Origin of the sequence: Shigella sp. FJ200513, from assembly GCF_040495915.1 — a bacterium.
Taxonomy (GTDB): Bacteria; Pseudomonadota; Gammaproteobacteria; order Enterobacterales; family Enterobacteriaceae; genus ECMA0423.
This window is the reverse complement of record NZ_JBDYCV010000031.1, coordinates 1-25148: the sequence shown is the minus strand read 5'-3', so window position 1 is coordinate 25148 and position 25148 is coordinate 1. Positions and strand designations below refer to the sequence as shown.

The following is a 25148-nucleotide window of genomic DNA, read 5'->3' as shown; positions in this document are numbered from 1 at the left end:
CTATTTACATTATCAGTTTATAGTTTTTTTCAGAAAGATAAAATAATGCCTTCATTTCACGTCTAGTTGTTGTATTTGAATGCAAAATAATGCCACATACAAATGCCATTATTGACGATAACATGATGGAGGCAGTTAAAAAGGCAGTCGGAAATCTTCTCACCAAACCTGTATCAATATAATCAACAATGATGGGCAATCCTAAAATTATAGACAAAGCAGCAAGTAAAACGCCGATAATACTAAAAAAGTATAGTGGCCGTTCAAGCGAGTAAAGTTTAATTATTGTTTTCAGAATCTTGAACCCATCACTCCAAGTTGATAGTTTGCTCACACTCCCTTCAGATCGCTCGCCATATTTTGTATTAACCTCACCATACTTCATACGTAATTCTAAAGCATGAATTGTAAGCTCAGTTTCGATTTCAAATCCCCTTGATAGACATGGAAAAGATTTAACATAGCGTCTGGAAAATACACGATACCCCGACAACATATCAGTAAAATTCCCTTTAAAGATAGTCTGAACAGTACCAGTCAACAATTTATTTCCTCAGCGATGCCCTTTTCTGTATGTATTTTGATCTCCATTCTCTTGACGACATCCTACAACCATATCCAATTGATTTTTTATGAGATGGTTAATCATTTCTGGAGCAGAACTTGCATCATAAGTGTCATCTCCATCAACCATTAGATAAATATCCGCATCTACATCTGAGAACATACGTCTTACGACATTCCCCTTGCCTTTCAGAGGAACAGAGTGAACTGTTGCTCCAGCATCCTCTGCCACTTGTGCTGTACTGTCAGTCGAATTATTATCAAATACATATATAGAAGCAGTTGGAATATTCGTTTTGAAATCATTTATGACTTTTGCTATTGCCTTCTGCTCATTATAACAAGGAATAATTACAGCGATATTAAAAGAGTGATACATAAGCCCCTCATATAAACTATTTAGCTAATGTGCAAGTAATTGTGTTTTTAACAAATCGTTTACTAACGAAAAATGAAATATTTTGATGCGCAATATCCTAAAACCAAACTAAAAAGAGAAAAGGTGAACAATGTAAATATTGGAGATAAAGCTAAGAGATCAAATAAAACGCCGAATAAATAACTCATCGCCCCCATAAAAAATATAAATATAAAATATCTAGCCTTGGTTGCAGATACTTTAAATGAGCATCTTGCATTTGCAAAAAAAGAAAAGGTTGCTGCACATATAAAACCAACAATGTTACTTCGGCCTTGACCAAAAGCTAAATTATTATAACACGCATAAAATACCCCCCAATGTAAAGCAGTATTGACAATTCCAATTAAAAAATAACTAAAAAAAGAACTGGTCAATAACTTCCCTATTTTTAACATCCTTTATTTTGCTCCAGAAGTGAGGTTATTACTAATTTGGATATTTTCTATAGAAAATACCCATAAAACTACAACGCCTATAATAAAAATTCCCATGGGTGTAAAAAGAAATGGATTAGTTATAGAAACGGTAATACTGAAAAAAAGTATTAACGACATCATTAATGATGTTTTTGTACTATTTAAAAAATAGCCTTTCAAAAAGATAAGCAACATAGGAACTAATGATATAAATACACCAATAACGCCTGTTTTCTGAAGTATCTCAAGAGGTACTATTTCAATCCTTAATCGATCTAATATAAATGAACCAAATCCTCTTCCAAACAAGAACGTCGCTAAATCAACATTTTTATAATAAAAATATAAATCATTAAATCTAACAGAGTCAGAATCTTCACTGCGTGATCCGACCATGTAAAGCATAATTATAAATAGAACGCTGCCCAATATTATTATAATAGTATTTAAATATAGCTTATGTAATTTAAAACTGGCTAATAACAGTGATAATGTTGTAAAAAGTAATACACCTCTTGATTCTGTCAATAATATCGCAAGCACTATTATGAGACATTTTAAATATTTTTTGTCGACAAAACTGATAATCGCACCGACACCAAAAAAGTAGAAGGATTTGGAAAAAAAAGCCCCATCGGGACGAAAAAAGAACTCGCTAGTCAATGATAAGTGTTCATAAATTAAATTAAAATTTAACAAACCGAAATTCAACAAAATTATGTATGAAATATATAACAGTGATCCATATAATGCAAATGCATTAACTATTTTAATAAAAATCTCACATGAAAATACTTTTAAAGTATATCTTAGTGTAAATAGATATATAAGTGACAGCATAAAAAGGTATGGTTGCACATCAAACAGTATATCATTTATTTTATTACCAGCTAATAAGCCGACAAAGAAGCCATAAAAAGGAAATAAAAGCAACCATATAAAAAGACTGACACATTTTTGGGTGATTGAAAAATTGAATGTAACTAAATTAAAAATTAAAAGTATAAAACTAAATACAAATAATAAATATCGCAAAGGGAATATTCCCAATGGCTCCAGTAATCTTCCACCACCACCAATAATCAGTTCAATACATAAAAATGTTATAAAAATTTTATTTATATTATTCATATTCGTAAGGTGATGTTTTTTAAAATATGTTTAAAATCAACATTAATAAAATATAAATTTTATCAGCCTTTTTCCGCCTTAACTTCCAAAAACTTAAAGCCAAGATCAAATTGCCTATATAACCTTTACCCAATTGATTATTCACAAAGCTATCATCAGCTAAGGCATTAGCTATTTTAGTTACTTCTTTTCGATACCACTTGTTTCTCACCAAACCAAGCCGTTTGTATTTTGCTTTAAAACTAATGTTTGCTCCCACTTGGTTGTTTTCATGCTGTCTGTACAGCATTGTTGGTTTTCTATCAATATACCACGAATAATTTCTCGTCCGCGCAAATGAATATAAAAACCAATCATGCAGACAGATATCTTGTGCAGCATTTTTATTATTTATGATGAACTTCTTAAATTCAATAAGCGTTTCTTTTTTTATAACATATGTACACCCCGGACCTGCTGCTTCAAAAAAATAATCGAATTGAGTTTGCGACTGAGCCTTATCAACTAAATTTTTTCGCCCTGATGGATAATATGCAATTACATTGCTGGAATAACAATTCGCATTATTAAATACCAAGCAGTCAATTGCATTTTTTATTTTATCTTTATACCAAATATCGTCCTGATCACTAAAACAGATATAATCATAGTTTTCAAGATCGACATCTTTAATTAATCTATAAAAATTTTTACCTGCCCCCCCAAACTTATTGACGCTTGGAAGTATATTTATAATTGAGGGATATGATAATTGAAATTCTTCACAAATATTTAATGTATTATCAGTTGATAAATCATCTGATATAAAAATTGAGATGTCTACATCTTTTTGTTCAATAATACTTTTTAATTGTTCCTCAATCCAGCATTCGCCATTATACGTAGCCATAAGTACAGCTACTCTTTTTTGATCAGAACTATGCATTATAACGACCGCCCCCAGTAATTCCTCTTATTCCATCCAGCGTAGCCAAAATATGTTTTTTCATATATTCAATTTTATTTTTTTGAGTTGCGATAATTAAAGTCGTATGAATTAAAGAAAAAACAACTTCCCTAATAGAGAGTAAAAGAGGCACATGATTTTTTCTAAGCAAAAGAAATGCATTTCTTACTCGATAATAACGACGTACTGGCGAGTGAATTGGTATGTTAATCCCACAGATTTTTACTGACTTATCCCCAATAGCATGAACCATTTCTATATCAGGAATGATATGAACTAATATGCCATAGTTTAAGCATCTAAGACACCATTCTGTATCGACATAATCAATAAAAAGTTCCTCATCCATCATTCCAACAATCTCAAAAACTTCTTTTGAAACCATGGTTCCGGATGAGATTGTTACTGAACTTTTAAACGGTGTCTGTCCTTCAGTGACATGAATTTTCTCTCGAAGACCATTTTTTTTGATATTACAAATAGGATAATAATGTGACTTATCTCTATCAATAAAAACTGGGCCAGCTATTTTTGCATTTTCATTATCCATATAGCAGGAAAGTTTTTTGATAAACTCATTGCGAATACGGCTATCTTGATCAAAAAAAATTATCTTCTCTGCCCCTTTTTCAAGAGAATATCGAATCCCAATATTTTGTGCTTTTGCTATACCTTCATTCCTACCAAGACAAATTAAATGAACTTTTTCAATGTCTGCTAATTTATCTTTCAAGGTGAAATTAGTCCTATTATCGACTACTACAACGTAACAATTTTGCTCCTTTAGTTCAGTGATCAGTGCATTCAGATTTTTAAGTTCGGGATTATATGTCACAATGACAGCGTAAATATTACTATTCATTATCCAAGTGACTCAGTAATTGGTTAATTTTAGTTTTCATATACAGAACACATTCTAGTATAAAGCCATTGTAATAACAGAGCATCTAAAATTACACGTATGCTCCAGGATATTGCGGCACCCAGTAACCCATATTTTTCGACCATAAAATACAAAAGGGCTAAATAAGGAACCAATTCAGCACAATGAATCAAAGCAGTAATTTTAGATTTTCCTAATGCCTGGATTGCAGAGAATGGTATCATTGCCAGCGCATTGAAGAAAAAACCGATCAATAACACATTTAATATATTAAAGGAATTAATTTGATAATTCTCACCAAACCATATTTTCAATACAAGCCCTGAATATAACAAGCCTATGATTATCACCGGCAAACAGATTAGAAACATTAAAAGCAATGATTTATTTACATTACGTTTAAATTCTTTAAAGTCTTTGATGTTACTTAACCTTGGAAACACTGCCCTCCCGATTGCTGCAGGTATTATTCCTAATTTTAGAATAACCTCCGCTGGTGCAGAATAAAATGCAACTTTATCTGCCCCCATAATATTTGACACTATAAATCGATCAAAATACACCATGACCGGACTTATGATATTACTTACTGTCATCCAACCGCCAAAGAAAAAGAGTCGTTTAAAGGTTTTATAACAAAAATGAACCCCCGAAATTTTAATATCATTCCTGACATAATAGGCAGAGACTAAAATCGAAATAACTCTTGCAAATATTAAACCAGCAACCGCTGCCGACAATGTAGCACTATAAAAAACAAATATGGCCGGAATTCCCGCGATGCAAGAGCTTGATATAGATTTTTGAATATTTACAATGCCAAATTTTTCATCCCCCTCAAGAATGGCTGACCATAATTGATTTAGAATAAATAATGGAATGCAAATAGCCAACAGTTTAAATGCTAGTTGTATATCACTATGTTCAACACCAGAAATTTTTAGATAATTAACAATTCCATCAGAGAAAATCAATAATAAAAAAGCACCAAAGCATGAAAATAGCACCAAAAAAGATGTACTTGTTGAAATTACCTTGGTTCTTTCATGATGATTATCACGATGAATTGCAATTTCTCTAATAACAGAGCGAGTCAGGCCTACATCAAAAATTCCAGCATACCCAACAAGTGCAATTGCAATTGTATAAACACCGAAACCTTCAGGCCCCAAACCTCGAGCGAGAAATCCTAGCGAGGGGATAGCAATTAAAGTTGGTATTGCATAGCCAAAAAGGTTCCAGACACTATTTTTTATTATGCTCATTATTACATTTCTTTATCATATAAAATAATCAGCATCTACAAATTTTTGACCATTAATATCTTTATCAGAAAGCAATGGATTTTGAACCGGCCATTCTATATTTATACTTTTGTCGCTCCATAAAATCCCACGCTCTTGCATTTTTGAATAGAAATTATTTGTTTTGTAGACAAATTCTGCTTCATCACTAAGAACGCAAAACCCATGAGCGAATCCTTCCGGTATCCATAATTGACGCTTATTCTCCGCCGACAAATTTACACCAACCCACTTGCCAAATGTTGGTGATGATTTCCGAATATCAACAGCTACGTCAAAAACTTCACCGACAACACAGCGTACCAGTTTTCCTTGAGCATAAGGTTCCAGCTGATAGTGCAGTCCGCGTAACACACCCTTAGTTGATTTAGAATGGTTATCCTGAACAAACTCAACCTTTCGTCCTACAGCCTCTTCGAAAACTTTCTGATTGAAGCTTTCCATAAAAAAGCCCCGCTCATCACCAAATACTTTTGGTTCAAAAATTAGCACATCAGGAATTTCAGTTTTAATTACGTTCATTTTATTAATAACCTTTAATCATTTTCAGCAGATACTGACCATAAGCATTTTTCTTCAGCGGCTCGGCTAATACCTTCACTTGCTCAGCATCAATAAAGCCTTTACGGTGAGCAATTTCTTCCGGGCAGGAAACTTTCAGCCCCTGACGCTCTTCAATTGTTGCAATGAAGTTGCTTGCTTCAATAAGACTTTGATGTGTCCCCGTGTCCAGCCATGCATAACCACGCCCCATCATAGCGACAGACAAACGTCCTTGGTCCATATAAATACGGTTAATATCGGTAATTTCCAGTTCGCCACGTGCAGATGGTTTAAGGTTTTTCGCCATTTCTACAACGTCATTGTCATAGAAATAAAGCCCAGTAACCGCATAGTTACTTTTTGGTTCCTGCGGTTTTTCTTCCAGACTAATTGCCGTACCGTTATCATCAAATTCCACCACACCGTAGCGCTCAGGATCATTTACGTGATAGGCAAAAACCGTTGCGCCACTCTCTCTGTTAACAGCGGTATCCATTAATTTCGGCAGGTCGTGACCATAGAAGATATTATCACCAAGTACCAGCGCACAATCATCACCACCTATAAATTCTTCACCAATGATAAATGCTTGCGCCAGACCATCCGGACTCGGTTGTACTTTATATTGCAGATTAAGCCCCCACTGGCTTCCATCACCAAGCAATTGTTGAAAACGTGGTGTATCCTGCGGCGTACTGATAATCAGAATATCTCGAATACCCGCCAACATAAGCGTTGAAAGCGGATAATAAATCATCGGTTTATCATAAATCGGTAGCAGTTGTTTGCTCACAGCCATTGTCACAGGATAAAGACGAGTGCCGGAACCACCAGCCAGAATAATACCTTTACGCGTTTTCATTTCACCATTCCTTTTAATTCATCTCGCTCTAGCATCATGAGCGAGATGCAATAATTTGTTAAATTGCCGTGGTCGTAAATAATTCGTTGAGCATACGTTTCACGCCCACCTGCCAGTCAGGCAAGACAAGCGCAAAGTTCTGCTGAAATTTTTCGGTATTGAGGCGAGAATTATGGGGACGACGTGCTGGTGTGGGATAGGCCGTTGTCGGCACGGCATTAAGTTTGTTAAGAGCAAGGTTGATCCCCGCTCTGCGCGCTTCTTCAAATACCAGAGCGGCATAATCGTGCCAGGTTGTTGTACCACCAGCAACCAGATGGTACAAACCAGCAACTTCTGGTTTATTTGCGGCCACGCGAATGGCATGAGCGGTGCAATCAGCCAGTAATTCAGCCCCCGTTGGTGCGCCGAATTGATCGTTTATTACAGCCAACTCTTCGCGTTCTTTTGCCAGGCGCAACATCGTTTTGGCAAAGTTATTTCCTTTACCAGCGTATACCCAGCTGGTACGGAAAATAAGATGCTTTGCGCAATGTTCTTGTAACGCTTTTTCCCCAGCTAGCTTGGTTTCACCGTAGACATTTAGCGGTGCTGTTGCATCCGTTTCCAGCCATGGCGTGTCACCGTTGCCTGGGAAAACATAATCAGTGGAGTAGTGTATAACCCAGGCTCCGACTTCATTAGCTGCTTTTGCAATCGCTTCGACGCATGTCGCGTTAAGTAATTGCGCGAAATTCGGTTCTGATTCCGCTTTGTCTACTGCAGTGTGAGCAGCAGCATTAACAATAACATCGGGGCGAATTTTTTTGACGGTTTCAGCCACACCTTCGGGGTTGCTGAAATCTCCACAATAATCAGTGGAGTGAACATCGAGCGCAATCAAGTTACCCAGAGGAGCCAGAGCACGCTGCAGTTCCCAACCCACCTGCCCTGTTTTGCCGAAAAGCAGGATATTCATTACTGACGGCCCTCATAGTTTTGTTCAATCCACGACTGATAAGTACCGCTTTTCACATTCTCAACCCAATTTGTATTAGCCAGATACCATTCCACCGTTTTACGAATCCCGCTCTCAAACGTTTCTTGCGGTTTCCAGCCCAATTCGCGGCTAATTTTATCGGCATCAATGGCGTAACGGCGGTCATGCCCCGGGCGATCGGCAACATAAGTAATTTGCTCACGATAAGATTTCTCTTTCGGTACAATCTCATCCAACAAATCACAAATAGTGAGCACTACGTCGATGTTTTTCTTTTCGTTATGTCCACCAATGTTATAAGTTTCACCCGCTTTACCTTCGGTTACGACGGTATATAACGCACGAGCATGATCCTCTACATACAACCAGTCGCGAATTTGATCCCCTTTACCATAAATAGGTAATGCCTTACCTTCCAGAGCATTCAGAATAACCAATGGAATAAGTTTTTCCGGGAAGTGATAAGGACCATAATTGTTCGAGCAATTAGTCACAATGGTTGGTAAACCATAAGTCCGCTTCCAGGCACGTACCAAATGATCGCTGGAAGCTTTAGACGCAGAATACGGGCTACTTGGCGCGTAAGCTGTCGTTTCCGTAAATAGCGGTAACGCTTCGTTATTATTTGCTTCATCCGGATGGGGTAAGTCACCATAAACTTCATCAGTAGAAATATGATGAAAGCGGAAACTTTTTTTCTTTTCATCATTCAGAGCAGACCAGTAATTGCGCGCCGCTTCTAAAAGAACATAAGTCCCCACAATATTGGTTTCAATAAATGCCGCAGGGCCCGTTATTGAACGGTCAACGTGGCTCTCTGCCGCCAGGTGCATCACCGCGTCTGGCTGGTGCTGTGCGAAAATACGCGACATGGCTACAGCATCGCAGATATCTGCATGCTCAAAAGCATAACGTTCAGAATCAGAAACATCAGCGAGTGATTCCAGGTTCCCGGCGTATGTTAATTTATCGACATTAACAACACTATCTTGCGTATTATTTATTATGTGACGAACAACAGCAGAACCAATAAACCCTGCGCCACCAGTAACAAGTATCTTCACTTTTTTATTCCATATAGCTATAGAGCATGCTGTGAAATAGACTGCTCCAGATTTGATTAATAGAGGTATTAATACACGCTACCGCCCCTGGCTTAACAGCTACCAGTGCACTGCATGCATCTCAACGATGTGGCGAGCGTTAGCCACTCGCGCCAAATCCGAAAAATTCAAACGTTAATTGTCTTACCAAACAGCCGTAGAAACAAGGAAAATCCTGGAAAAATTTGAATAATATGAGCTATGTAACTTCTTGTTTTTATAGGCTTTATAAAAACGGCAACGGCAGGAAAATTCAATGAGCAAAACTTATGCCACGAATCTTCACTGCCGTTATAATTTTCTTATCAACCGTTACATCCGGTCAGATTTTCATTATTCGCTTAACAGCTTCTCAATACCTTTACGGAACTTCGCCCCTTCTTTCAGGTTGCGTAGGCCATACTTCACAAACGCCTGCATATAGCCCATTTTTTTGCCGCAGTCGTAACTGTCGCCGGTCATCAGCATTGCATCAACGGATTGTTTTTTCGCCAGCTCGGCAATAGCATCAGTCAGCTGAATACGTCCCCATGCACCAGGCTGAGTACGTTCCAGTTCCGGCCAAATATCGGCAGAAAGCACATAGCGACCTACGGCCATGATGTCTGAGTCCAGCGTCTGCGGCTGATCCGGTTTTTCGATAAATTCAACAATGCGGCTGACTTTACCCTCACGGTCCAGCGGCTCTTTAGTCTGGATGACGGAGTATTCAGAGAGGTCACCCGGCATACGTTTTGCCAGCACCTGGCTGCGGCCCGTTTCGTTGAAACGTGCAATCATGGCAGCAAGGTTGTAACGTAGCGGGTCGGCGCTGGCATCGTCGATCACAACGTCTGGCAGTACCACGACAAATGGGTTGTCACCAATGGCAGGTCGCGCACACAAAATGGAGTGGCCTAAACCTAAAGGTTCGCCCTGACGCACGTTCATAATGATCACGCCCGGCGGACAGATGGACTGTACTTCCGCCAGCAGTTGACGCTTCACGCGCTGCTCAAGGAGTGATTCTAACTCATAAGAGGTGTCGAAGTGGTTTTCGACCGCGTTCTTGGACGCGTGAGTTACCAGGAGGATTTCTTTGATCCCTGCAGCCACAATCTCGTCAACAATGTACTGAATCATTGGCTTGTCGACGATTGGTAGCATCTCTTTGGGTATCGCCTTAGTGGCAGGCAACATATGCATCCCGAGACCCGCTACAGGAATAACTGCTTTTAAATTCGTCATTATTTCATCCACCTGTAAAATGGTTGCTGAATTATAGCTTGTTCGATTTTTTTCGCCAGCATCAATTACCCTGAATTGATTACTGAATTACTTGTGATGTTACGCCGCTTCGTTGTGGATTGCAGTAGCATTGTTCCTAAGTATGGCTCCATTTTTCCAGGAATGGTCGCAAATCTACTCCCTCCGTTCCGGCAATCTAAAGTTAATCTTTTCCACATTAACAATATGGTGATTAATCCTGTCGATATCGACGGAGCTTTGCCCTCTTTCATTCACCGCATGAACATTTGCAAGAGACAGCAGTGTTTCTTTTTTCGCCATAAAGACGCCGCGAACGTCTTTGCGCATGTCGAAGTTCATGCTCAATGCTGGTCCAACTGAGGATTCCTGCATCACATTGATATTTCGCATAAAAAGATGTTGCGGCTTGTTGTGTAACTCCAGCGAGGCACGCTTCATCTCAATGTTAGTTAGCGACACAAAGGAGACGGCATTCCCGGCGGAGATTTGGATGCCGCGCAATTTATAAGCAAGATGGGTATTATCCAGTTGAATATTATTCACTCGGAAATTTTGCGGTATCGAGAGATATTTGCCTTTAATTACCCCATAGCCGATTAACATCCCGGCGCTATTAATCATTTCAATATTATCAATCACGAAATTGTCACAACCGTAAATAGCGACTGTCGCGTTATCAATGCCCGCTTTCTTACTGAAATCCGGCGTGATATTGCGGGCATTGATATTACGAATAACAAAATGTTTACCATTTTCAACATGGATCAACTGCCGACAATCCGATCCCGTGATATTCGCCACGACAAAGTTTTTCACTGCCTGGTCTTCCGGGTAGTTGTTATCATAAGTGCTTCCCGCAAGGCCTATGCCGATGCCCCAGTTGATTTTGCCGTTGGTACAGTTGATACGCTCGATGACATGGTCAGATATCAAAATATCACTGTCGTTAATTGCCACGTTCCATTCAATGGCGTCGCCCTGTAAGTCGCTGAACTTACAGTTGGTAATGTTGGCACCGATAATCTGGTTATGAAATCCCTGGCGTAAGATGGCGTAATTAGCGTGGCTGACAGTGAGGTTATCGATGGTCAGGTTGCGCATGACCCGTTTGTTTTTGCCGCCAATATAAATCTGCATTACCGGGCCAAAGCCGCTCATCGCCAGCCCTTTGATGGTGCAGTCAGAACCACGCACATCCAGGGTAATGTTATGCATACCGCCGCCCTCTCCCCCTGTCACCTGGCTGCCGTCCTGTAAGACAAATCGCCCTCTGCCGTTGCCGCGCAGGCTTCCAAGGATGTGTAACGTTTTGCCGGGAGGGATGAAGATGCCGGTGTTGATATTGTCACAAACGAATCCGGCAGGCACGACGACCGTTTGCCCTTCGCTGAAGGCTTGTTTAAATGAGGCGATCCAGTCATGTGGGTTGTAGTCGTTAATGTTAACGCTTTGTCGGGCGGGAAGTGCGCGAGCGAAAGGGGTATGGAGGAAGGCAAGCGCCGAGCTTGCCGTCAGGAAGGTGCGTCGGGAGAGTGTTTTAAATGGCATACGTTCTCCTCTATAAAGCCTGCAGCAAGCTGGCGAGTTCTCGATTAATCACCTGCTGGTTAAAATCGTGTTCGACTTTTTCGCACGCACGTTTGACGACCGGAGCCAGTTCGTCGGTATCCAGTTGGCTAAACGCCGCCAGACGTTGTGCCAGTGCGCGAGCATCGTTCTCAGGCAGCAGCCAGCCGGATTTATCGGCCTCCACCAGTTCAGGAATTCCGCTATGCAGAGTAGAAACCACCGGAATACCGACCGCCATCGCTTCCATTAGCGCCACCGGAATGCCTTCCATATCGCCATCCGCGCCCGTTACCGATGGCAACAGGAAGACATCCGCGTCGTCGAGCATCTCCTTCACTTCATGGCTCGGTTTAAAGCCCGGCATCTCTACCACATCTTCCAGTTGATATTGTTCGATGATGGTGCGCAGGCGTCGTTCCCACAGGCCAATGCCGAGGATGCGATAGCGAAATGCCACGCCCTGCTCTTTCAACTGACGGCAGGCTTCAATCGCCACATGCAGGCCTTTTTTCTCGGTTAAGCGTGCGACAGATATGATTTCCAGCGGCGTTGCGGGCGCTTTCACCGGACGCGGGCTAAAGCGCGTCATGTCCACGCCCATACGCGATACGGCGATTTTTTCTCTGGGGCAGCCCATTTTTTGCAGCCTTCCGGCCCACAGATCGCTTATCGGTAACATCAGGTCGCCACGGCGAAACAGTTGTTGATATTCGGGAGTGTAGTGGTTGAGCACTTCCCGACTGGAGATATCAATACCGTGGAAGATGGTGGCAATTTTGCCGCGAATGATACCCAGTTCGCGTAGTTTTGCTGCGGTTACCCCCGCCGGGCCAAAATGAGCGATGAACACATCGGCGCGAAACGGTGTTGCGACCTGACCACAAATGGCAGACAAAATCAGGTTCCGCGACTCGGCACCATAGCGTTTGAGGTTGAGCGCATGCCAGGTATTTTTACGATGAATGCCACGTAAGGTCTGGCTGGCGCGGTGGCGCAGTTTCGCTACTTTGCCCGCAGGTTCGTCCTGTAACCAGCGGGTTCTGGCGACAAGGTTGTATTTCGTCCATGCCGCGTGGGTGTTCTCTGTATCGCCTTTTTGCAAAGCGACAATCTCCACTTCAAAGCCCATATCAATAAACGCGGTAATTTGATTGAGGACGAAGGTTTCCGACGACAGCGGGAATTTCAATAAGAAGAAGCCGACCTTCATTTCACCTCCCCGATGCGCTCAAGCACAGACTGCACCATCTGCATTCCCGTCTGACGTTCGCGACTGACGGCTTCGTTAAATCGAGCGTTCAGCACCGGAAGCTGGCCTAAGGTATCCGCAACCATCGCTTGCAGGCTGCCGTCCAGTAAATGACGAATATCAATCGCCATCTCTGGCAGTCCCAGCTGCTGCATAATCCCGGCGGATTTATGTTCATAGTTGATGGCAATCGCCGGAGTAGCAAAGTTCATTGAGATAATGGCGGAGTGCAGGCGCGTACCGACGGTGAGTTCACAGGCTCCGAGAATTTTGCCCATTTCCAGATCGTTGAGTTCATCCATCACTACGTGGTAACGGGCAGGATCGCTGATGTGCTGGCGCAGATTGAGCGCCACCATGCGGTCGTCTTTGTTATAGCTGTCGATACCCGTACAGGTGGAGAGCGCAATCACCTGATAGCCTTCATCGAGAATGCGATTGACCACCCCGGCAAAGGCTTTTTCATACGCTTGTTGAGTGGTGCCGAGACGTTTGTCGAACGGTGCCAGTTCGCGCAGGGTAATTGCCACTGTTTTCTGTTGTGCGGCAACGTCCAGCCAGTGTTGAACGGCATAGCTGGCGGTGAAGTCTTCGGTGTGGTGATCGACCAGCCACGCGGTATCGACGCCATGTTCCACTTTTGCGGTGGTGATATTTCTGCGTTTCATCAAATCAAGGCTGACCGATTCGCGCAGGATCAGCGCGTCGCAGTGACCAAAGACATAGTTCGCCAGTTGGTTAAATTGCTCATCCTGGAAGGGGCCGACGCTGTGACCAATCATAAACAGCGGCTTTTTCGCCATAAATGTGCAAAGCGCATGTTCAAACTGCGGCACGCCGTAGAGATCGACAAAAAACGATCCGCCGACCTGAATAATGGCGTCGTAACCTGACAGCAGGCGCACGAAGTCGGTGAATCCCTGGGCGATGGCGATATTGCGCAGCTTGCCAGTGTCGGTGACGCGTGAGAGCAATACCTGATGCTGGTAGCGGCGACGGAGGACTTTTTTAATGCGCCCGACAACGCCCGCCGCGCTATTGTGTTGTGTCATCTGCAGGAACAGCGGATCGCCCATTACCGGGCGGTTGAGCAGCCAGGAAGAACTGACCGGATAGCGGCTCATCACGTCCACTTCGGTATGTGGATTGAGGATGTTGATGGCATCAAGTAAGCCGCGCAAGATGGCGCTGTCGCCACGATTGCCGCAAGTGTGGTTGCCCAGAATAAGTAATTTCATTTTTTCCTCATAAATTTGATGCCAGGTGAGGCTGTGTTTGTTGTGTTCGTTGCCGTTTTTTGCCTGATGCGACGCTGGCGCGTCTTATCAGGCCTACAGGTCCCGAGCACAGAACCGTAGGACGGATAAGGCGTTTTACGCCGCATCCGGCAACCGTTGTCGGAACCGAAAACAGCAATTCACCCCGCCCGTAAAAGCATTTTCATTTTTTCGCTGCGACAAAACTGACGCTTCACTTCCACCACCAGCGGATGGCGTGACAGCACAATCATCACCACAAACGCCAGCACGCCCGCGGCTATTTGCACCGCCAGCAGCATCCCCAGCGCCAGTTGCCCTTTCAGCACAATGCCCAGCGCATAACTGACCACCAGCGTCGGCAACGAGAGATAAAACGGCAGCCACAAACTCAGGATGTACTGGCGATAACTGGAACCAAGAACCGGTTTAATCATCACGAAGTAACTCAGAATGGTGTTGATAATCTGCACCAGCAGGAAACCGAGCGTGACGCCGATTGCGCCCGCCATCTGCCCACCAATAACAATCGCCGGAATAAACAGAAATGTTTTGAATACGTTGAATTTAAAGCTGATATCGACCCGCGCTTTCGCCATCAGCAGCGAACCAATCGGGTTACCCACGGAGCGCAGCAGACCCACAATACACAGCAATTGCAGCACCGGAATAATGCTGTTCCACTTTTCGCCGAATACCAGCGGTACGAAGTTATTCGACACCACCATCAGCCCCAGCAGCGCCGGAAAGTTGATAATCCCCACTATCGACAGCAGCTTGTAGAAGTTAACACGCAGCTTTTCGGTGTCGTCCTGAATTTTGGCAAACGCCGGAAACAACACGCGGGTGATGATTGGGTTCAGCTTCATCGGCGGTACGACGGCCACGTTGTACGCCAGGTTGTATCCCCCTGCCACGCCCGCGCCAAGAATACGCGCCAGCACCAGCGTTGAAAGGTTGGTGTTGAGATAGTTGATGATGCTGTCCGCCGTCAGCCAGGCACCAAAACGTAAGTTCGGTGCCACAGACGCCAGCGAGAAGTGCAGACCGGGGCAATAAATTTTGCGTCCAAAGTAGCCAAACAGCAGTGTTCTCACCGCACTATTGACCAGATAACCGAGGATCGCGGTCATCGCCAGCGGCCAGAAATGGGCGCTAACTACCGTAAAAGTGAAGCCCGCCAGCACCGCGCTGGTTTCGATCATGCCGATTTTGTTGAACTCCAGCTCCTTCTGCATCAACGCGCGGAACTGTTGCCCGTGGGGGATCACCACAAACGCCAGCGACAATGTTTTAATCAACGGTGCCAGGTCCGGGTTATTCAGCACGTCGCCGATGACATCACTCAACAAAAACACCGCCACACATACCACAAGCCCCAGCCCGACGTTCAGCCAGTACAGCGTGGTGAGTTCAAGGTGACTGATTTCTTTTCGCTGAATAATCGAGTTAGCGATACCGAAGTCAGAAAGCGTATCTGCCAGCGCGATAATCACCAGCGACACAGTCAGCAGGCCGAACTGGTGGTTGTCGATAATCCGCGCCAGCACGGTCATCTGCACCAGCCCGAGGCCGATGATGATCACCGTGGCAATAGCCGACCACTTCGCGCCGCTGATGGTTTTTTCACGTAAGCTCATATCAATATGCCGCTTTGTTAACGAAGCCCTTGAATACCGTCAGGAAAACGATTTTGATATCGAACCAGACGCTCCATTCGCGGATGTACTCAAGGTCGAACTCGACGCGTTTTTCCATTTTCTCCAGCGTGTCGGTTTCGCCGCGCCAGCCATTAATCTGCGCCCAGCCGGTAATGCCCGGTTTCACTTTATGGCGCAGCATGTAGCCTTCAATGAGCTGGCGATACTGTTCGTTATGCGCTACTGCGTGCGGACGTGGACCGACAATCGACATCCCCCCGGTCAGCACATTGATAAACTGCGGCAATTCGTCCAGCGAGGTGCGGCGCAGAAAGTTCCCCACTTTAGTGACGCGCGGATCGTTCTGCGTCGCCTGGGTCACCACTTTGTCGTTCTCCATCACTTTCATGGAACGGAACTTCCACACTTTGATCGGCTTGCCATCCATACCATAGCGAGTCTGGCGGAAAATAACCGGCCCTGGTGAACTGAGTTTCACCGCCAGCGCAATACAGCACAGCACCGGGGAGATCAGCAGCAGAATAAGCGTCGCCAGCACAATGTCTTCCGCACGTTTTAGCAGGCGGTTAACCCCCGAAAGCGGCGTGTCATACAGCGGCACCACCGGAACGCCGTTCATCTCTTCGAGACGTGAATGGAGAATGTTGAAGGTAAAGACGTCGGGGATCAGCAGCACCGAACAGGTGGTATCCGCCAGTTGATGGACCAGTTTTTTCACTCGTGCGCCGTCGCACATTTGCATCGCGATATAGACGTTATGAATCTTGCCCGCTTTTGCATCCTCGACCAGCTGTTGCAGGTTACCCGCCCAGTCGTTAGAAACGCCGCCCGGTTTCGGGTCGTGGTAAACGCCCACCACTTCAAACCCTAACCACGGCTGATTACGGAAACTCTCCATCAGCATTTGTCCGGCGGCTAAATCCCCCGCTACGGCGACCATCCGCTTGTTGTAGCCATGATTACGCAGCCAGCCCGCCCCAATGCGAATACATGAACGGCAAACCACCAGTCCGATGCTGGTCAGCCCATACCACGCCAGCCAGATTTTCAGTTGCGTGTCGAAATCATTGTTGAACGCCACCAGTCCGGCGCTGAAAATCACGCTTAAGGTCCAGTTTTGTAGCAACAGGGCAAATTCTGTCGCTGCCCGAACACCGCGCCATGAGCGATAAAAATCGGTGATGCCGCCCAGCATCTGGAACACCACCAGCGTAATCAGCGCCACCAACAGGTGCATGTAGAGGAATGACAGTCCGCTGACTTCGCAAACCAGCCATAGCCCGGCAAACATGATGGTGATATCTGAAAAGCGTTGCACCATAGAGATTAACGATGCATTGGTTTTCGCTCGCTCGCGCTTTTTTAGATTTGTCATCGTTGTTCCTGTTATTAGCCCCTTACCCGCAGTGGGGTAAGGGAAGATCCGACATTACTCGTTCAGCAACGTCAGCAGAGTTCGCGTTCGCGCTTCCATCAGCGGCACATCACCGCGCGATTCCACATTCAGGCGCACCACCGGTTCGGTATTGGAGGTGCGCAGGTTAAAGCGCCAGTCGGCAAAGGTCATGCTGATGCCATCGCTGCGATCCACCGCCAGCGCCTCACGGCTAAAATGCTGTTCCACGCGGTTAATCGCCTCAACGGGTTGCGCCAGTTTGCTGTTGATCTCACCGCTTGCCGGAAACGCCGCCATCCGGTCGCGCACCAGTTCGCCCAGCGTTTTTCCTTTCAGGCACACCAGTTCGGCGACCAGCAGCCACGGGATCATGCCGCTGTCGCAGTAAGCGAAATCACGGAAGTAATGGTGGGCGCTCATTTCGCCACCGTAGATGGCGTCTTCCTTGCGCATCCGTTCTTTAATAAAGGCGTGTCCGGTTTTCGACATTACCGGCGTGCCGCCTGCAGCAGTCACCACATCAATAGTGTTCCAAGAGAGACGCGGATCATGGATGATCTTCGCGCCGGGATTTTTTTCGAGGAACGCTTCTGCCAGCAGGCCGACAATGTAGTAGCCCTCGATAAACTGCCCTTTTTCGTCAAACAGAAAACAGCGGTCAAAATCGCCATCAAAGGCAATGCCCATATCCGCGCCGTGTTTGATGACCGCATTGCGGGTGTCGTCGCGACATTCCGGCAGCAGCGGGTTAGGAATACCGTTGGGGAAATTGCCGTCCGGTGTGTTGTGTACTTTGATTAATTCCACGGGCGCGCCGAGGGCTTTAAAGCGGGCTTCAATGGCGTCCACCACCGGACCCGCTGCGCCATTCCCGGAGTTGATCACCAGCTTGAGCGGCGTGAGATTTTTGACATTGATATAACCGAACAGGTGATCAACGTAAGCGTCACGCAGGTTGATTTGCTGATAGCGACCGCGTTTGGTTTCATCGACGGGAGGAAAGTCGTTGGCTTCAGCCAGACGCTGGACGTCGCGCAGTCCGGTATCACCGCTGATCGTGCGAGCCCCCTCGCGCACCAGCTTCATGCCGTTGTAATCCATCGGATTATGGCTGGCAGTAACTTCAATGCCGCCATCCACGCCGAGATGGAACGTGGCGAAATAGATCTCTTCGGTGCCGGACATACCGATATCCAGCACATCGACGCCCGCATCCTGTAAACCTTTTGCCAGCGCCAGTTTTAAGGTTTCGCTGGTGAGACGGACATCACCGCCTAACACAATGGTTTTCGGTTTGAGAAATTCGCCATAGGCGCGACCAATGCGCCAGGCGATATCTTCATTCAGTTCTTCGCCTAATTTCCCGCGAATATCATAGGCTTTAAAGCAGGTTAATTTTTTCATGTCGTTACCCTTTTTCAGGCAATAGTTGGCCCTGACCGAAACGGCCAATTTTATTTTTGTCGTTATTTACACCGCGGTTTCGCATTCATTGCCTGATGCGACGCTGCCGCGTCTTATCAGGCCTACAAAACCGAACCGTAGGTCGGATAAGGCGTTCACGCCGCATCCGACAAACAGCGCCTGATGCGACGTTTACACCCGTCCGTAGCGATCCGCGAAGCGCACCACATCATCCTCTTCGAGATAAGAGCCGGAGCGCACTTCAATTAAATCGAGCGGAATTTTCCCCGGGTTTTCCAGGCAGTGCGTCGCCCCCAGCGGAATATAAATGGACTCGTTTTCACCAAGCAGTTTGATATCACCATCAATGGTGACTTTTGCCGTTCCCGCGACCACTACCCAGTGTTCCGCGCGGTGATGGTGCATCTGTACCGACAAACCCTCGCCCGGTTTCACGGTGATGCGTTTCACCTGGTAGCGGTCGCCCGCGTCGATAGAGTCATATTTGCCCCACGGACGATACACTTCGCGATGCACCCGATGCTCATGGCGACCATCGGCTTTGATCTGCTCGACCACTTTTTTCACATCCTGTACCGCGTTACGGTCGGCAATCAGCACCGCATCTTTGGTCTGCACCACTACCAGATCTTTCACCCCGACGGTGGTGACCAGGCCTGATTCGGCATACACATAGCTGTTTTCAGTTTTGTGATTAATCACATCGCCGTGGCAAACGTTGCCCTCGGCGGTGTGGGCGCTGATCTCCCATAATGAAGACCAGGAACCAACATCGCTCCAGCCCGCATCCATCGGCACCACAACAGCATCTGCCGTAGGTTCCATGACCGCGTAATCCACCGACTCTTCCGGGCAGGCGAGAAACGCTTCTTCATCCACACGAATAAAATCGAGATCCGGATCGACGGCGCTCATCGCTTTTTCGCAGGCATCGAGGATATCCGGGCGATATTTTTTCAGTTCTTCGAGATAGCGTCCGGCGCGGAACAGGAACATGCCGCTGTTCCAGTAATATTCGCCGCTTGCTACATAGGCCTGGGCGGTTTCCAGATTCGGTTTTTCGACAAACTGCGCCACTTCAAAGGCCACCGTATCCTGCTCACCCACAGACACTTCACCGCGACGAATATAGCCATAACCGGTTTCTGGTAGATCCGGCACAATGCCAAAGGTCACCAGCTTGCCCGCTTCGGCATAAGGCATGGCATTACGCACGGCGGCACGGAACGCGTCTTCATCGGCAATCACATGATCCGCCGCCAATACCAGCATTAACGGGTCGCTCTCCGGGCTATGACGTTTTGCCGCCAGCGCCGCCAGTGCAATGGCAGGTGCAGTGTTACGCCCTGCCGGTTCGAGAATAATGTTCTCGGTGAGTTTGTTCAGTTGACGCAGCTGTTCCGCGACAATAAAGCGGTGCTGCTCATTGCAAATCACCACCGGGCTTTCGCACTCCACGCCGTTCAGGCGGCAGATGGTGGTTTGCAGCATGGTGAGATCGCCTTTCAGGCATAAAAACTGCTTGGGGTAAAGTACGCGGGAAAGCGGCCATAAACGGCTACCGGAGCCACCTGCCATCACAACTGGATAGAGTTTCGACTGCGCCATAATTATCCCCGAATATCATTTATAAATTGACGTAACACGTTCTCTTTATCGAGCGTGCGTTCGGCATATTCACGTGCCACCGTGTTATGTTTGGGCAGCAGGAGCGCCTGACGAATCCCCGCCACCAGCGCCTCGACCGATTCCGGTTCTACGCAAACCGCAATACCCGGAAAGGTTTCGCAAAGCTGCCCCAGTTCTGTGTGGGCCTCTGCGGTAATCACCGCGTTACCGCCTACCGCCAGAATATTGGTCAGTTTCGACGGCAATACGGCATCTGCCGCGCCGCGTTTTTGCACCACCAGATGGCAATCGCCCATCTTCAGCAGTGCAGGTAAAGCGTCATACGATTGCAGCGGGAAAAATTGCATGTTGCGCAGTCCACGCTGCTGCGCCATTTTTTCCAGCCGCGCTTTGCCGCCGCCCTGCCCGACAATGGCAAAAATCAGCGGTTCATCGCGCAGGAGATCGGCAGCTTCAATAACGTTTTCCAGCCCCTGCTTTTCACCAATATTGCCGGAGTAAAGAATGATTTTTTTGTTATCCGGCAGGCCAAGCTGGTTACGAAGGGCATCAACATCGGCGTCTGCAACATGCTGAAAACGGGCAATTTCCGACCAGTTGGGGAAGAAGATGACGTTATCCGCCGCCACGCCTTTTTCGATGGCTTTATTCATCATCGAACGCGAAATCGTGGAAACGTTATCGACGTTATGCAGTCCGCTACGTTCGAACGCCGTTGCCAGCTGTGCCACTTTGCCGCCTTTGCCTTTTCCGGCAAGGCCCAGCCCCAGCATGGCGTCCACTTCGTAATCCTGAATATGCAGCACGGTACGCGCACCAGAGAGCTTCGCCAGCAGGCGCATTCCCGGCGTGCAAAACAGCGTTGGCACTACGCCAATAATGCGATCCGGCTTCCAGCGACGTTGCGCCATCAGTGGAAAGAAACTGCTGACGGCAAAACTGCCGAGATGCAACAAGCGTTTCAGGGTGCTCGGCTGTTTTGGCACGTACAGCGGGCAGCGCCACACCGTGGCGGCCCCTTCTTCTCGTTTGTAGCGCCAGGCGGAATAGTTCTCACCCACCTGCCATTGCGGGTAGTAAGGCGGTGCGGTAATGACCCGCACCTCATGACCTTGTGCCGCCAACCATTCCACCATCTCGCCGGTGTATTTGCCGATGCCGGTTAACTCCGGCGAGTAGTTAATGCCGTAGACCAGTATTTTCATAATCCGGGTACTCCGGCACGCTTCTCAGCGAGAAAATAGGCTCGGCTGTTAGCGTGAACATCGTTACTGGCGAGCAGCGCGTCCGGCGTCAGCCAGCGGTAATCGTCATGCTGCTCATCCGGCAGTAACAGCTCTTCTTCCGCTACTCTGAAGCGAAAACCGAGCACCACATAGTGAGTGGTGAAATCCGTGCCGGAGAAGTTATCGTCATAAAAATGCTGCCAGACACCGTAAAACTGGCCTGCTGTTATCGGCAGACGCAGCCCCAGTTCCGCCATCGTCAGCCGCTCAAATGCGGCTTCCAGCGTTTCGTCTTTCTGCACGCGCCCTCCCGGCACAAACCAGTAACCCTGCGCCGGGCGGTTGGTTCTTTTGCCAAGCAGAAACTCGCCGCGACTGTTCTCGACAATAAAGTCGAGAGAGACAAGCGGTGTGGAGCGCACTACAGTGGCAAAGTCTTCCTGACGTAAAAACATCATTCCCCCCGAAAGCGGTCTTGATTCTCAAGGAACCACTGGTAAGTGCTGGCAAGCCCCGCTTCCAGTGAGATTTCGTGATACCAGCCAAGCTGATGCAGGCGCGTCACATCCAGCAGTTTGCGCGGCGTACCATCCGGTTTGCTGGCATCAAAAACCACCCGACCTTTGTAACCCACCACTTTGGCGATGGTTTGCGCCAGCTCGCGGATAGTGCAGTCAACGCCCGTGCCGACGTTAATGTGCGACAGCATCGGTTGGGTATTCTCCAGCCAGACTTCATGCGCCAGCTCCATGACATGAATGCTCGCCGCCGCCATATCATCGACGTGCAGGAATTCACGCATCGGTGTACCGCTGCCCCATACCACCACGTCCGGCGCATTCTGTGCCGTCGCCTCGTGGAAGCGACGCAGCAATGCTGGTATCACATGGGAGTTACTCGGGTGGAAGTTGTCATGCGGCCCGTACAGGTTGGTCGGCATGACAGTGCGGTAATCGCGTCCATACTGGCGGTTGTAAGATTCGCACAGTTTGATCCCGGCGATTTTGGCAATGGCGTAAGGCTCGTTGGTCGGCTCCAGCGTGCCCTGCAATAACTCGCTTTCTGCCATCGGCTGTTTTGCCAGTTTCGGGTAGATGCAGGACGATCCGAGAAACATCAGTTTGTTCACGTCGTTCTGATGCGCGGCGTGAATGATGTTGCTCTCAATCATCATGTTCTGGTAGATGAAATCCGCCGGATAGGTGTTGTTGGCAACAATGCCGCCCACTTTCGCCGCCGCCAGATAGACCTGGTCAATGCGTTCGCTGGCAAAGAAATCATGCACGGCGCGGCTGTCCAGCAGGTTCAGTTCATCGCGGGTACGTAATACCAGCTCCACATCACCGCGCTGTTCGAGCTGCCGCTTGATGGCAGAACCGACCATCCCACAATGGCCAGCGATAAAAATGCGTTGTTTACTCATGCTTATGACTCCAGCGCGATCGCCACGTCGTAGCCGTGAGATTTCAGCAGAGAGTGTTTTTTCGCCGCTTCGAGGTCATTAGCCACCATTTCAGACACCATCTCTCTGAGGGTGATTTCCGGTTTCCAGCCCAGTTTTTCGTGCGCTTTGGTCGGGTCGCCGAGCAGCGTTTCAACTTCTGCCGGACGGAAGTAACGCGGATCAACGGCGATAATCACATCACCCGGTTTAACGCCCGGCGCGTCATGCCCGGTGACGGAAACCACAATGCCCTTCTCTTCAACACCCGTGCCTTCAAAGCGCAGTTTGATGCCCAGCTGTGCTGCCGCCATTTCCACAAACTGACGTACGGAGTACTGAACGCCGGTCGCGATAACGAAATCTTCCGGCTGTTCCTGTTGCAGCATCATCCACTGCATTTTTACGTAGTCTTTGGCGTGGCCCCAGTCACGCAGGGAATCCATATTGCCGAGGTACAGGCACGACTCCAGCCCCTGGGCGATGTTGGCGATTGCGCGGGTGATTTTGCGGGTAACGAAGGTTTCGCCGCGGCGCGGGGATTCATGGTTGAAGAGAATTCCGTTACAAGCGTACATGCCGTAGGATTCGCGGTAGTTAACGGTGATCCAGTAGGCGTACAGTTTGGCGACCGCATACGGAGATCGCGGGTAGAACGGCGTGGTTTCTTTCTGCGGAATTTCCTGCACCAGACCATACAGTTCAGAGGTGGAAGCCTGATAGAAACGAGTTTTCTTTTCCAGACCGAGGAAGCGGATCGCCTCCAGCAGGCGCAGCGTACCCATCGCGTCGACGTCAGCGGTATATTCTGGTGACTCAAAAGAGACCGCAACGTGGCTCATTGCGCCTAGGTTGTACACTTCATCCGGCTGTACTTCACGCAAAATGCGCGTCAGGTTAGAGGTATCACTCAGGTCGCCATAATGCAGATGGAATTTCGGGTTGCAGGTGTGCGGATCCTGATAAATGTGATCCACGCGCTCGGTGTTGAATGACGATGCGCGACGCTTAATACCATGCACCTCGTAACCTTTTTCCAGCAGAAACTCTGCCAGGTAAGAACCGTCTTGTCCGGTTACACCGGTGATGAGAGCGACTTTTGACATGTCTTATTCCTCTGTATTTTTGAATTTATTCAGTTTCAACGCGTTCGCGTATCACCACTGCGGGATTCCCCCGGCAAACCACATTTGCCGGAAGCGATTTAAAAACACTGCTTCGTGCACCCACGACGGTGCCGTCGCCGATTGTGACGCCTGGGGCAACAAAGACATCGGTTGCCAGCCAGCATTTCTCGCCAATCACAATAGGCGTGGCGTTAATGGTGAAATGTTGACTTGCATGGTCGTGGCTACCGGTGCATAAATAACTTTTTTGCGATATCACCGAATGTGCGCCAATGGTTATTTCACCGAGGGTATATAAATTGACGTCATCGCCAACCCACGCGTAATCACCTAAGGTTAATTTCCACGGATAGGTAATTTTTACTGACGGACGAATAACTACGTTTTTTCCTATTTTTGCTCCGAATAAACGTAATAAAAAAGCCCGCCAGCGATACAATACTTGTGGCGACCAGGCAAATATTGTTGCCTGTACTGCCCACCATAATTGCACTTTAATAGCGTTGCCGCCCCGGAACCCTTTCGGCACCGAGAAACCGCTTAAATCTTGCATTGGTTTTCCTTATATTCAGACTTTGTTATATAAGGCTTTAGTCTTACCTGTCGTACGTTGGCGTAAATGCCAGGATAATTCTGCCCAGAAGCCAGGTACATGTAATATCTGCCGTTGGACTTTTTTGGCGTCAGCACACAGGTAATGCTGCCAACTTACTGATTTAGTGTATGATGGTGATTTTAAGGTGCTTGCGTGGCTTCCATTTCCATCAGA

At 47.0% G+C, this 25148-nt stretch carries 22 protein-coding genes and 2 pseudogenes; all 24 read right to left on the bottom strand.

Annotation, left to right across the window (positions count from 1 at the left end):
- Nucleotides 1–4: 4 nt before the first annotated feature.
- Nucleotides 5–943, bottom strand: a pseudogene (locus tag ABZJ92_RS09105) (glycosyltransferase family 2 protein).
- 62 nt (nt 944–1005) lie between these two features.
- Entirely contained in the window at nt 1006–1380 is a 375-nt protein-coding gene (locus ABZJ92_RS09100) for a GtrA family protein (RefSeq protein WP_011069435.1), read from the bottom strand.
- A 3-nt stretch (nt 1381–1383) separates the two neighbouring features.
- Nucleotides 1384–2532 carry an O13/O129/O135 family O-antigen polymerase gene (gene wzy / locus ABZJ92_RS09095; protein ID WP_001059773.1) on the bottom strand — a complete coding sequence of 383 codons (1149 nt, stop codon included), beginning with the start codon at nt 2530–2532 and terminating at the stop codon, nt 1384–1386.
- A gap of 19 nt (nt 2533–2551) precedes the next feature.
- Nucleotides 2552–3457 (bottom strand): dTDP-rhamnosyl transferase RfbG, encoded by a 906-nt coding sequence (rfbG, locus tag ABZJ92_RS09090; RefSeq protein WP_000556239.1) that lies wholly within the window; start codon nt 3455–3457, stop codon nt 2552–2554.
- Nucleotides 3450–4340: a rhamnosyltransferase gene (locus tag ABZJ92_RS09085; protein ID WP_001087597.1), complete on the bottom strand. Its 891-nt coding sequence runs from the start codon at nt 4338–4340 to the stop codon at nt 3450–3452. The genes rfbG and ABZJ92_RS09085 overlap by 8 nt, the downstream gene beginning before the upstream one ends.
- Before the next feature lie 29 nt (nt 4341–4369).
- Nucleotides 4370–5626, bottom strand: a complete 1257-nt coding sequence (gene wzx, locus ABZJ92_RS09080) for an O13/O129/O135 family O-antigen flippase (protein WP_000022479.1) — start codon at nt 5624–5626, stop codon at nt 4370–4372.
- Nucleotides 5627–5641: 15 nt separating this feature from the next.
- Nucleotides 5642–6187 carry a dTDP-4-dehydrorhamnose 3,5-epimerase gene (rfbC, locus tag ABZJ92_RS09075; protein ID WP_001100804.1) on the bottom strand — a complete coding sequence of 182 codons (546 nt, stop codon included), beginning with the start codon at nt 6185–6187 and terminating at the stop codon, nt 5642–5644.
- A 4-nt stretch (nt 6188–6191) separates the two neighbouring features.
- The gene (rfbA, locus tag ABZJ92_RS09070) at nt 6192–7070 is read right to left on the bottom strand and encodes a glucose-1-phosphate thymidylyltransferase RfbA (RefSeq protein ID WP_000857518.1); all 879 of its coding nucleotides are present in this window, start codon (nt 7068–7070) and stop codon (nt 6192–6194) included.
- A 58-nt stretch (nt 7071–7128) separates the two neighbouring features.
- Entirely contained in the window at nt 7129–8028 is a 900-nt protein-coding gene (gene rfbD, locus ABZJ92_RS09065) for a dTDP-4-dehydrorhamnose reductase (RefSeq protein WP_001023623.1), read from the bottom strand.
- A complete protein-coding gene (rfbB, locus tag ABZJ92_RS09060) occupies nt 8028–9113 on the bottom strand; it encodes a dTDP-glucose 4,6-dehydratase (RefSeq protein ID WP_000699404.1) in 1086 nt (361 codons plus the stop codon). Before rfbB ends, rfbD begins: the two co-directional genes overlap by 1 nt.
- A 372-nt stretch (nt 9114–9485) precedes the next feature.
- Complete coding sequence (gene galF / locus ABZJ92_RS09055; protein WP_000183041.1) at nt 9486–10379, bottom strand: UTP--glucose-1-phosphate uridylyltransferase GalF; 894 nt, start codon at nt 10377–10379, stop codon at nt 9486–9488.
- A 174-nt stretch (nt 10380–10553) separates the two neighbouring features.
- Complete coding sequence (gene wcaM, locus ABZJ92_RS09050) at nt 10554–11948, bottom strand: colanic acid biosynthesis protein WcaM (protein WP_001116126.1); 1395 nt, start codon at nt 11946–11948, stop codon at nt 10554–10556.
- 10 nt (nt 11949–11958) lie between these two features.
- Nucleotides 11959–13179, bottom strand: a complete 1221-nt coding sequence (wcaL, locus tag ABZJ92_RS09045) for a colanic acid biosynthesis glycosyltransferase WcaL (protein WP_000862615.1) — start codon at nt 13177–13179, stop codon at nt 11959–11961.
- Nucleotides 13176–14456 (bottom strand): colanic acid biosynthesis pyruvyl transferase WcaK, encoded by a 1281-nt coding sequence (wcaK, locus tag ABZJ92_RS09040; RefSeq protein WP_000770853.1) that lies wholly within the window; start codon nt 14454–14456, stop codon nt 13176–13178. The genes wcaL and wcaK overlap by 4 nt, the downstream gene beginning before the upstream one ends.
- Before the next feature lie 179 nt (nt 14457–14635).
- A complete protein-coding gene (gene wzxC / locus ABZJ92_RS09035) occupies nt 14636–16114 on the bottom strand; it encodes a colanic acid undecaprenyl disphosphate flippase WzxC (RefSeq protein ID WP_000058508.1) in 1479 nt (492 codons plus the stop codon).
- A 1-nt stretch (nt 16115) separates the two neighbouring features.
- Complete coding sequence (gene wcaJ, locus ABZJ92_RS09030; RefSeq protein WP_000183130.1) at nt 16116–17510, bottom strand: undecaprenyl-phosphate glucose phosphotransferase; 1395 nt, start codon at nt 17508–17510, stop codon at nt 16116–16118.
- Nucleotides 17511–17564: 54 nt separating this feature from the next.
- Nucleotides 17565–18935 carry a colanic acid biosynthesis phosphomannomutase CpsG gene (gene cpsG / locus ABZJ92_RS09025; protein WP_005049180.1) on the bottom strand — a complete coding sequence of 457 codons (1371 nt, stop codon included), beginning with the start codon at nt 18933–18935 and terminating at the stop codon, nt 17565–17567.
- Between the two features lie 192 nt (nt 18936–19127).
- On the bottom strand, nt 19128–20564 hold the full coding sequence (cpsB, locus tag ABZJ92_RS09020; RefSeq protein ID WP_000079297.1) for a mannose-1-phosphate guanyltransferase: 1437 nt from the start codon (nt 20562–20564) through the stop codon (nt 19128–19130).
- Between the two features lie 2 nt (nt 20565–20566).
- Nucleotides 20567–21790: a colanic acid biosynthesis fucosyltransferase WcaI gene (gene wcaI, locus ABZJ92_RS09015; RefSeq protein ID WP_000699711.1), complete on the bottom strand. Its 1224-nt coding sequence runs from the start codon at nt 21788–21790 to the stop codon at nt 20567–20569.
- The gene (gene gmm / locus ABZJ92_RS09010) at nt 21787–22266 is read right to left on the bottom strand and encodes a GDP-mannose mannosyl hydrolase (RefSeq protein ID WP_000479838.1); all 480 of its coding nucleotides are present in this window, start codon (nt 22264–22266) and stop codon (nt 21787–21789) included. Before gmm ends, wcaI begins: the two co-directional genes overlap by 4 nt.
- A complete protein-coding gene (gene fcl / locus ABZJ92_RS09005; RefSeq protein ID WP_000043580.1) occupies nt 22266–23234 on the bottom strand; it encodes a GDP-L-fucose synthase in 969 nt (322 codons plus the stop codon). The genes gmm and fcl overlap by 1 nt, the downstream gene beginning before the upstream one ends.
- 2 nt (nt 23235–23236) lie before the next feature.
- Nucleotides 23237–24358 (bottom strand): GDP-mannose 4,6-dehydratase, encoded by a 1122-nt coding sequence (gene gmd, locus ABZJ92_RS09000; RefSeq protein ID WP_000048190.1) that lies wholly within the window; start codon nt 24356–24358, stop codon nt 23237–23239.
- A 25-nt stretch (nt 24359–24383) separates the two neighbouring features.
- Entirely contained in the window at nt 24384–24932 is a 549-nt protein-coding gene (gene wcaF / locus ABZJ92_RS08995) for a colanic acid biosynthesis acetyltransferase WcaF (RefSeq protein ID WP_001153547.1), read from the bottom strand.
- A gap of 15 nt (nt 24933–24947) precedes the next feature.
- Nucleotides 24948–25148, bottom strand: a pseudogene (locus ABZJ92_RS08990) (hypothetical protein); the annotation flags it as partial.

Coding starts and splice junctions, on each gene's coding strand:
- fcl (WP_000043580.1), bottom strand. CDS start 23,234: ATGAGTAAACAACGCATTTTTATCGCTGGCCATTGTGGGATGGTCGGT.
- cpsB (WP_000079297.1), bottom strand. CDS start 20,564: ATGGCGCAGTCGAAACTCTATCCAGTTGTGATGGCAGGTGGCTCCGGT.
- wcaK (WP_000770853.1), bottom strand. CDS start 14,456: ATGAAATTACTTATTCTGGGCAACCACACTTGCGGCAATCGTGGCGAC.
- ABZJ92_RS09085 (WP_001087597.1), bottom strand. CDS start 4,340: ATGAATAGTAATATTTACGCTGTCATTGTGACATATAATCCCGAACTT.
- gmd (WP_000048190.1), bottom strand. CDS start 24,358: ATGTCAAAAGTCGCTCTCATCACCGGTGTAACCGGACAAGACGGTTCT.
- wcaI (WP_000699711.1), bottom strand. CDS start 21,790: ATGAAAATACTGGTCTACGGCATTAACTACTCGCCGGAGTTAACCGGC.
- wzy (WP_001059773.1), bottom strand. CDS start 2,532: ATGAATAATATAAATAAAATTTTTATAACATTTTTATGTATTGAACTG.
- galF (WP_000183041.1), bottom strand. CDS start 10,379: ATGACGAATTTAAAAGCAGTTATTCCTGTAGCGGGTCTCGGGATGCAT.
- cpsG (WP_005049180.1), bottom strand. CDS start 18,935: ATGAAAAAATTAACCTGCTTTAAAGCCTATGATATTCGCGGGAAATTA.
- ABZJ92_RS09100 (WP_011069435.1), bottom strand. CDS start 1,380: ATGTTAAAAATAGGGAAGTTATTGACCAGTTCTTTTTTTAGTTATTTT.
- wcaF (WP_001153547.1), bottom strand. CDS start 24,932: ATGCAAGATTTAAGCGGTTTCTCGGTGCCGAAAGGGTTCCGGGGCGGC.
- wcaJ (WP_000183130.1), bottom strand. CDS start 17,510: ATGACAAATCTAAAAAAGCGCGAGCGAGCGAAAACCAATGCATCGTTA.
- gmm (WP_000479838.1), bottom strand. CDS start 22,266: ATGTTTTTACGTCAGGAAGACTTTGCCACTGTAGTGCGCTCCACACCG.
- wcaL (WP_000862615.1), bottom strand. CDS start 13,179: ATGAAGGTCGGCTTCTTCTTATTGAAATTCCCGCTGTCGTCGGAAACC.
- rfbD (WP_001023623.1), bottom strand. CDS start 8,028: ATGAATATCCTGCTTTTCGGCAAAACAGGGCAGGTGGGTTGGGAACTG.
- rfbA (WP_000857518.1), bottom strand. CDS start 7,070: ATGAAAACGCGTAAAGGTATTATTCTGGCTGGTGGTTCCGGCACTCGT.
- rfbG (WP_000556239.1), bottom strand. CDS start 3,457: ATGCATAGTTCTGATCAAAAAAGAGTAGCTGTACTTATGGCTACGTAT.
- rfbC (WP_001100804.1), bottom strand. CDS start 6,187: ATGAACGTAATTAAAACTGAAATTCCTGATGTGCTAATTTTTGAACCA.
- wzxC (WP_000058508.1), bottom strand. CDS start 16,114: ATGAGCTTACGTGAAAAAACCATCAGCGGCGCGAAGTGGTCGGCTATT.
- wcaM (WP_001116126.1), bottom strand. CDS start 11,948: ATGCCATTTAAAACACTCTCCCGACGCACCTTCCTGACGGCAAGCTCG.
- wzx (WP_000022479.1), bottom strand. CDS start 5,626: ATGAGCATAATAAAAAATAGTGTCTGGAACCTTTTTGGCTATGCAATA.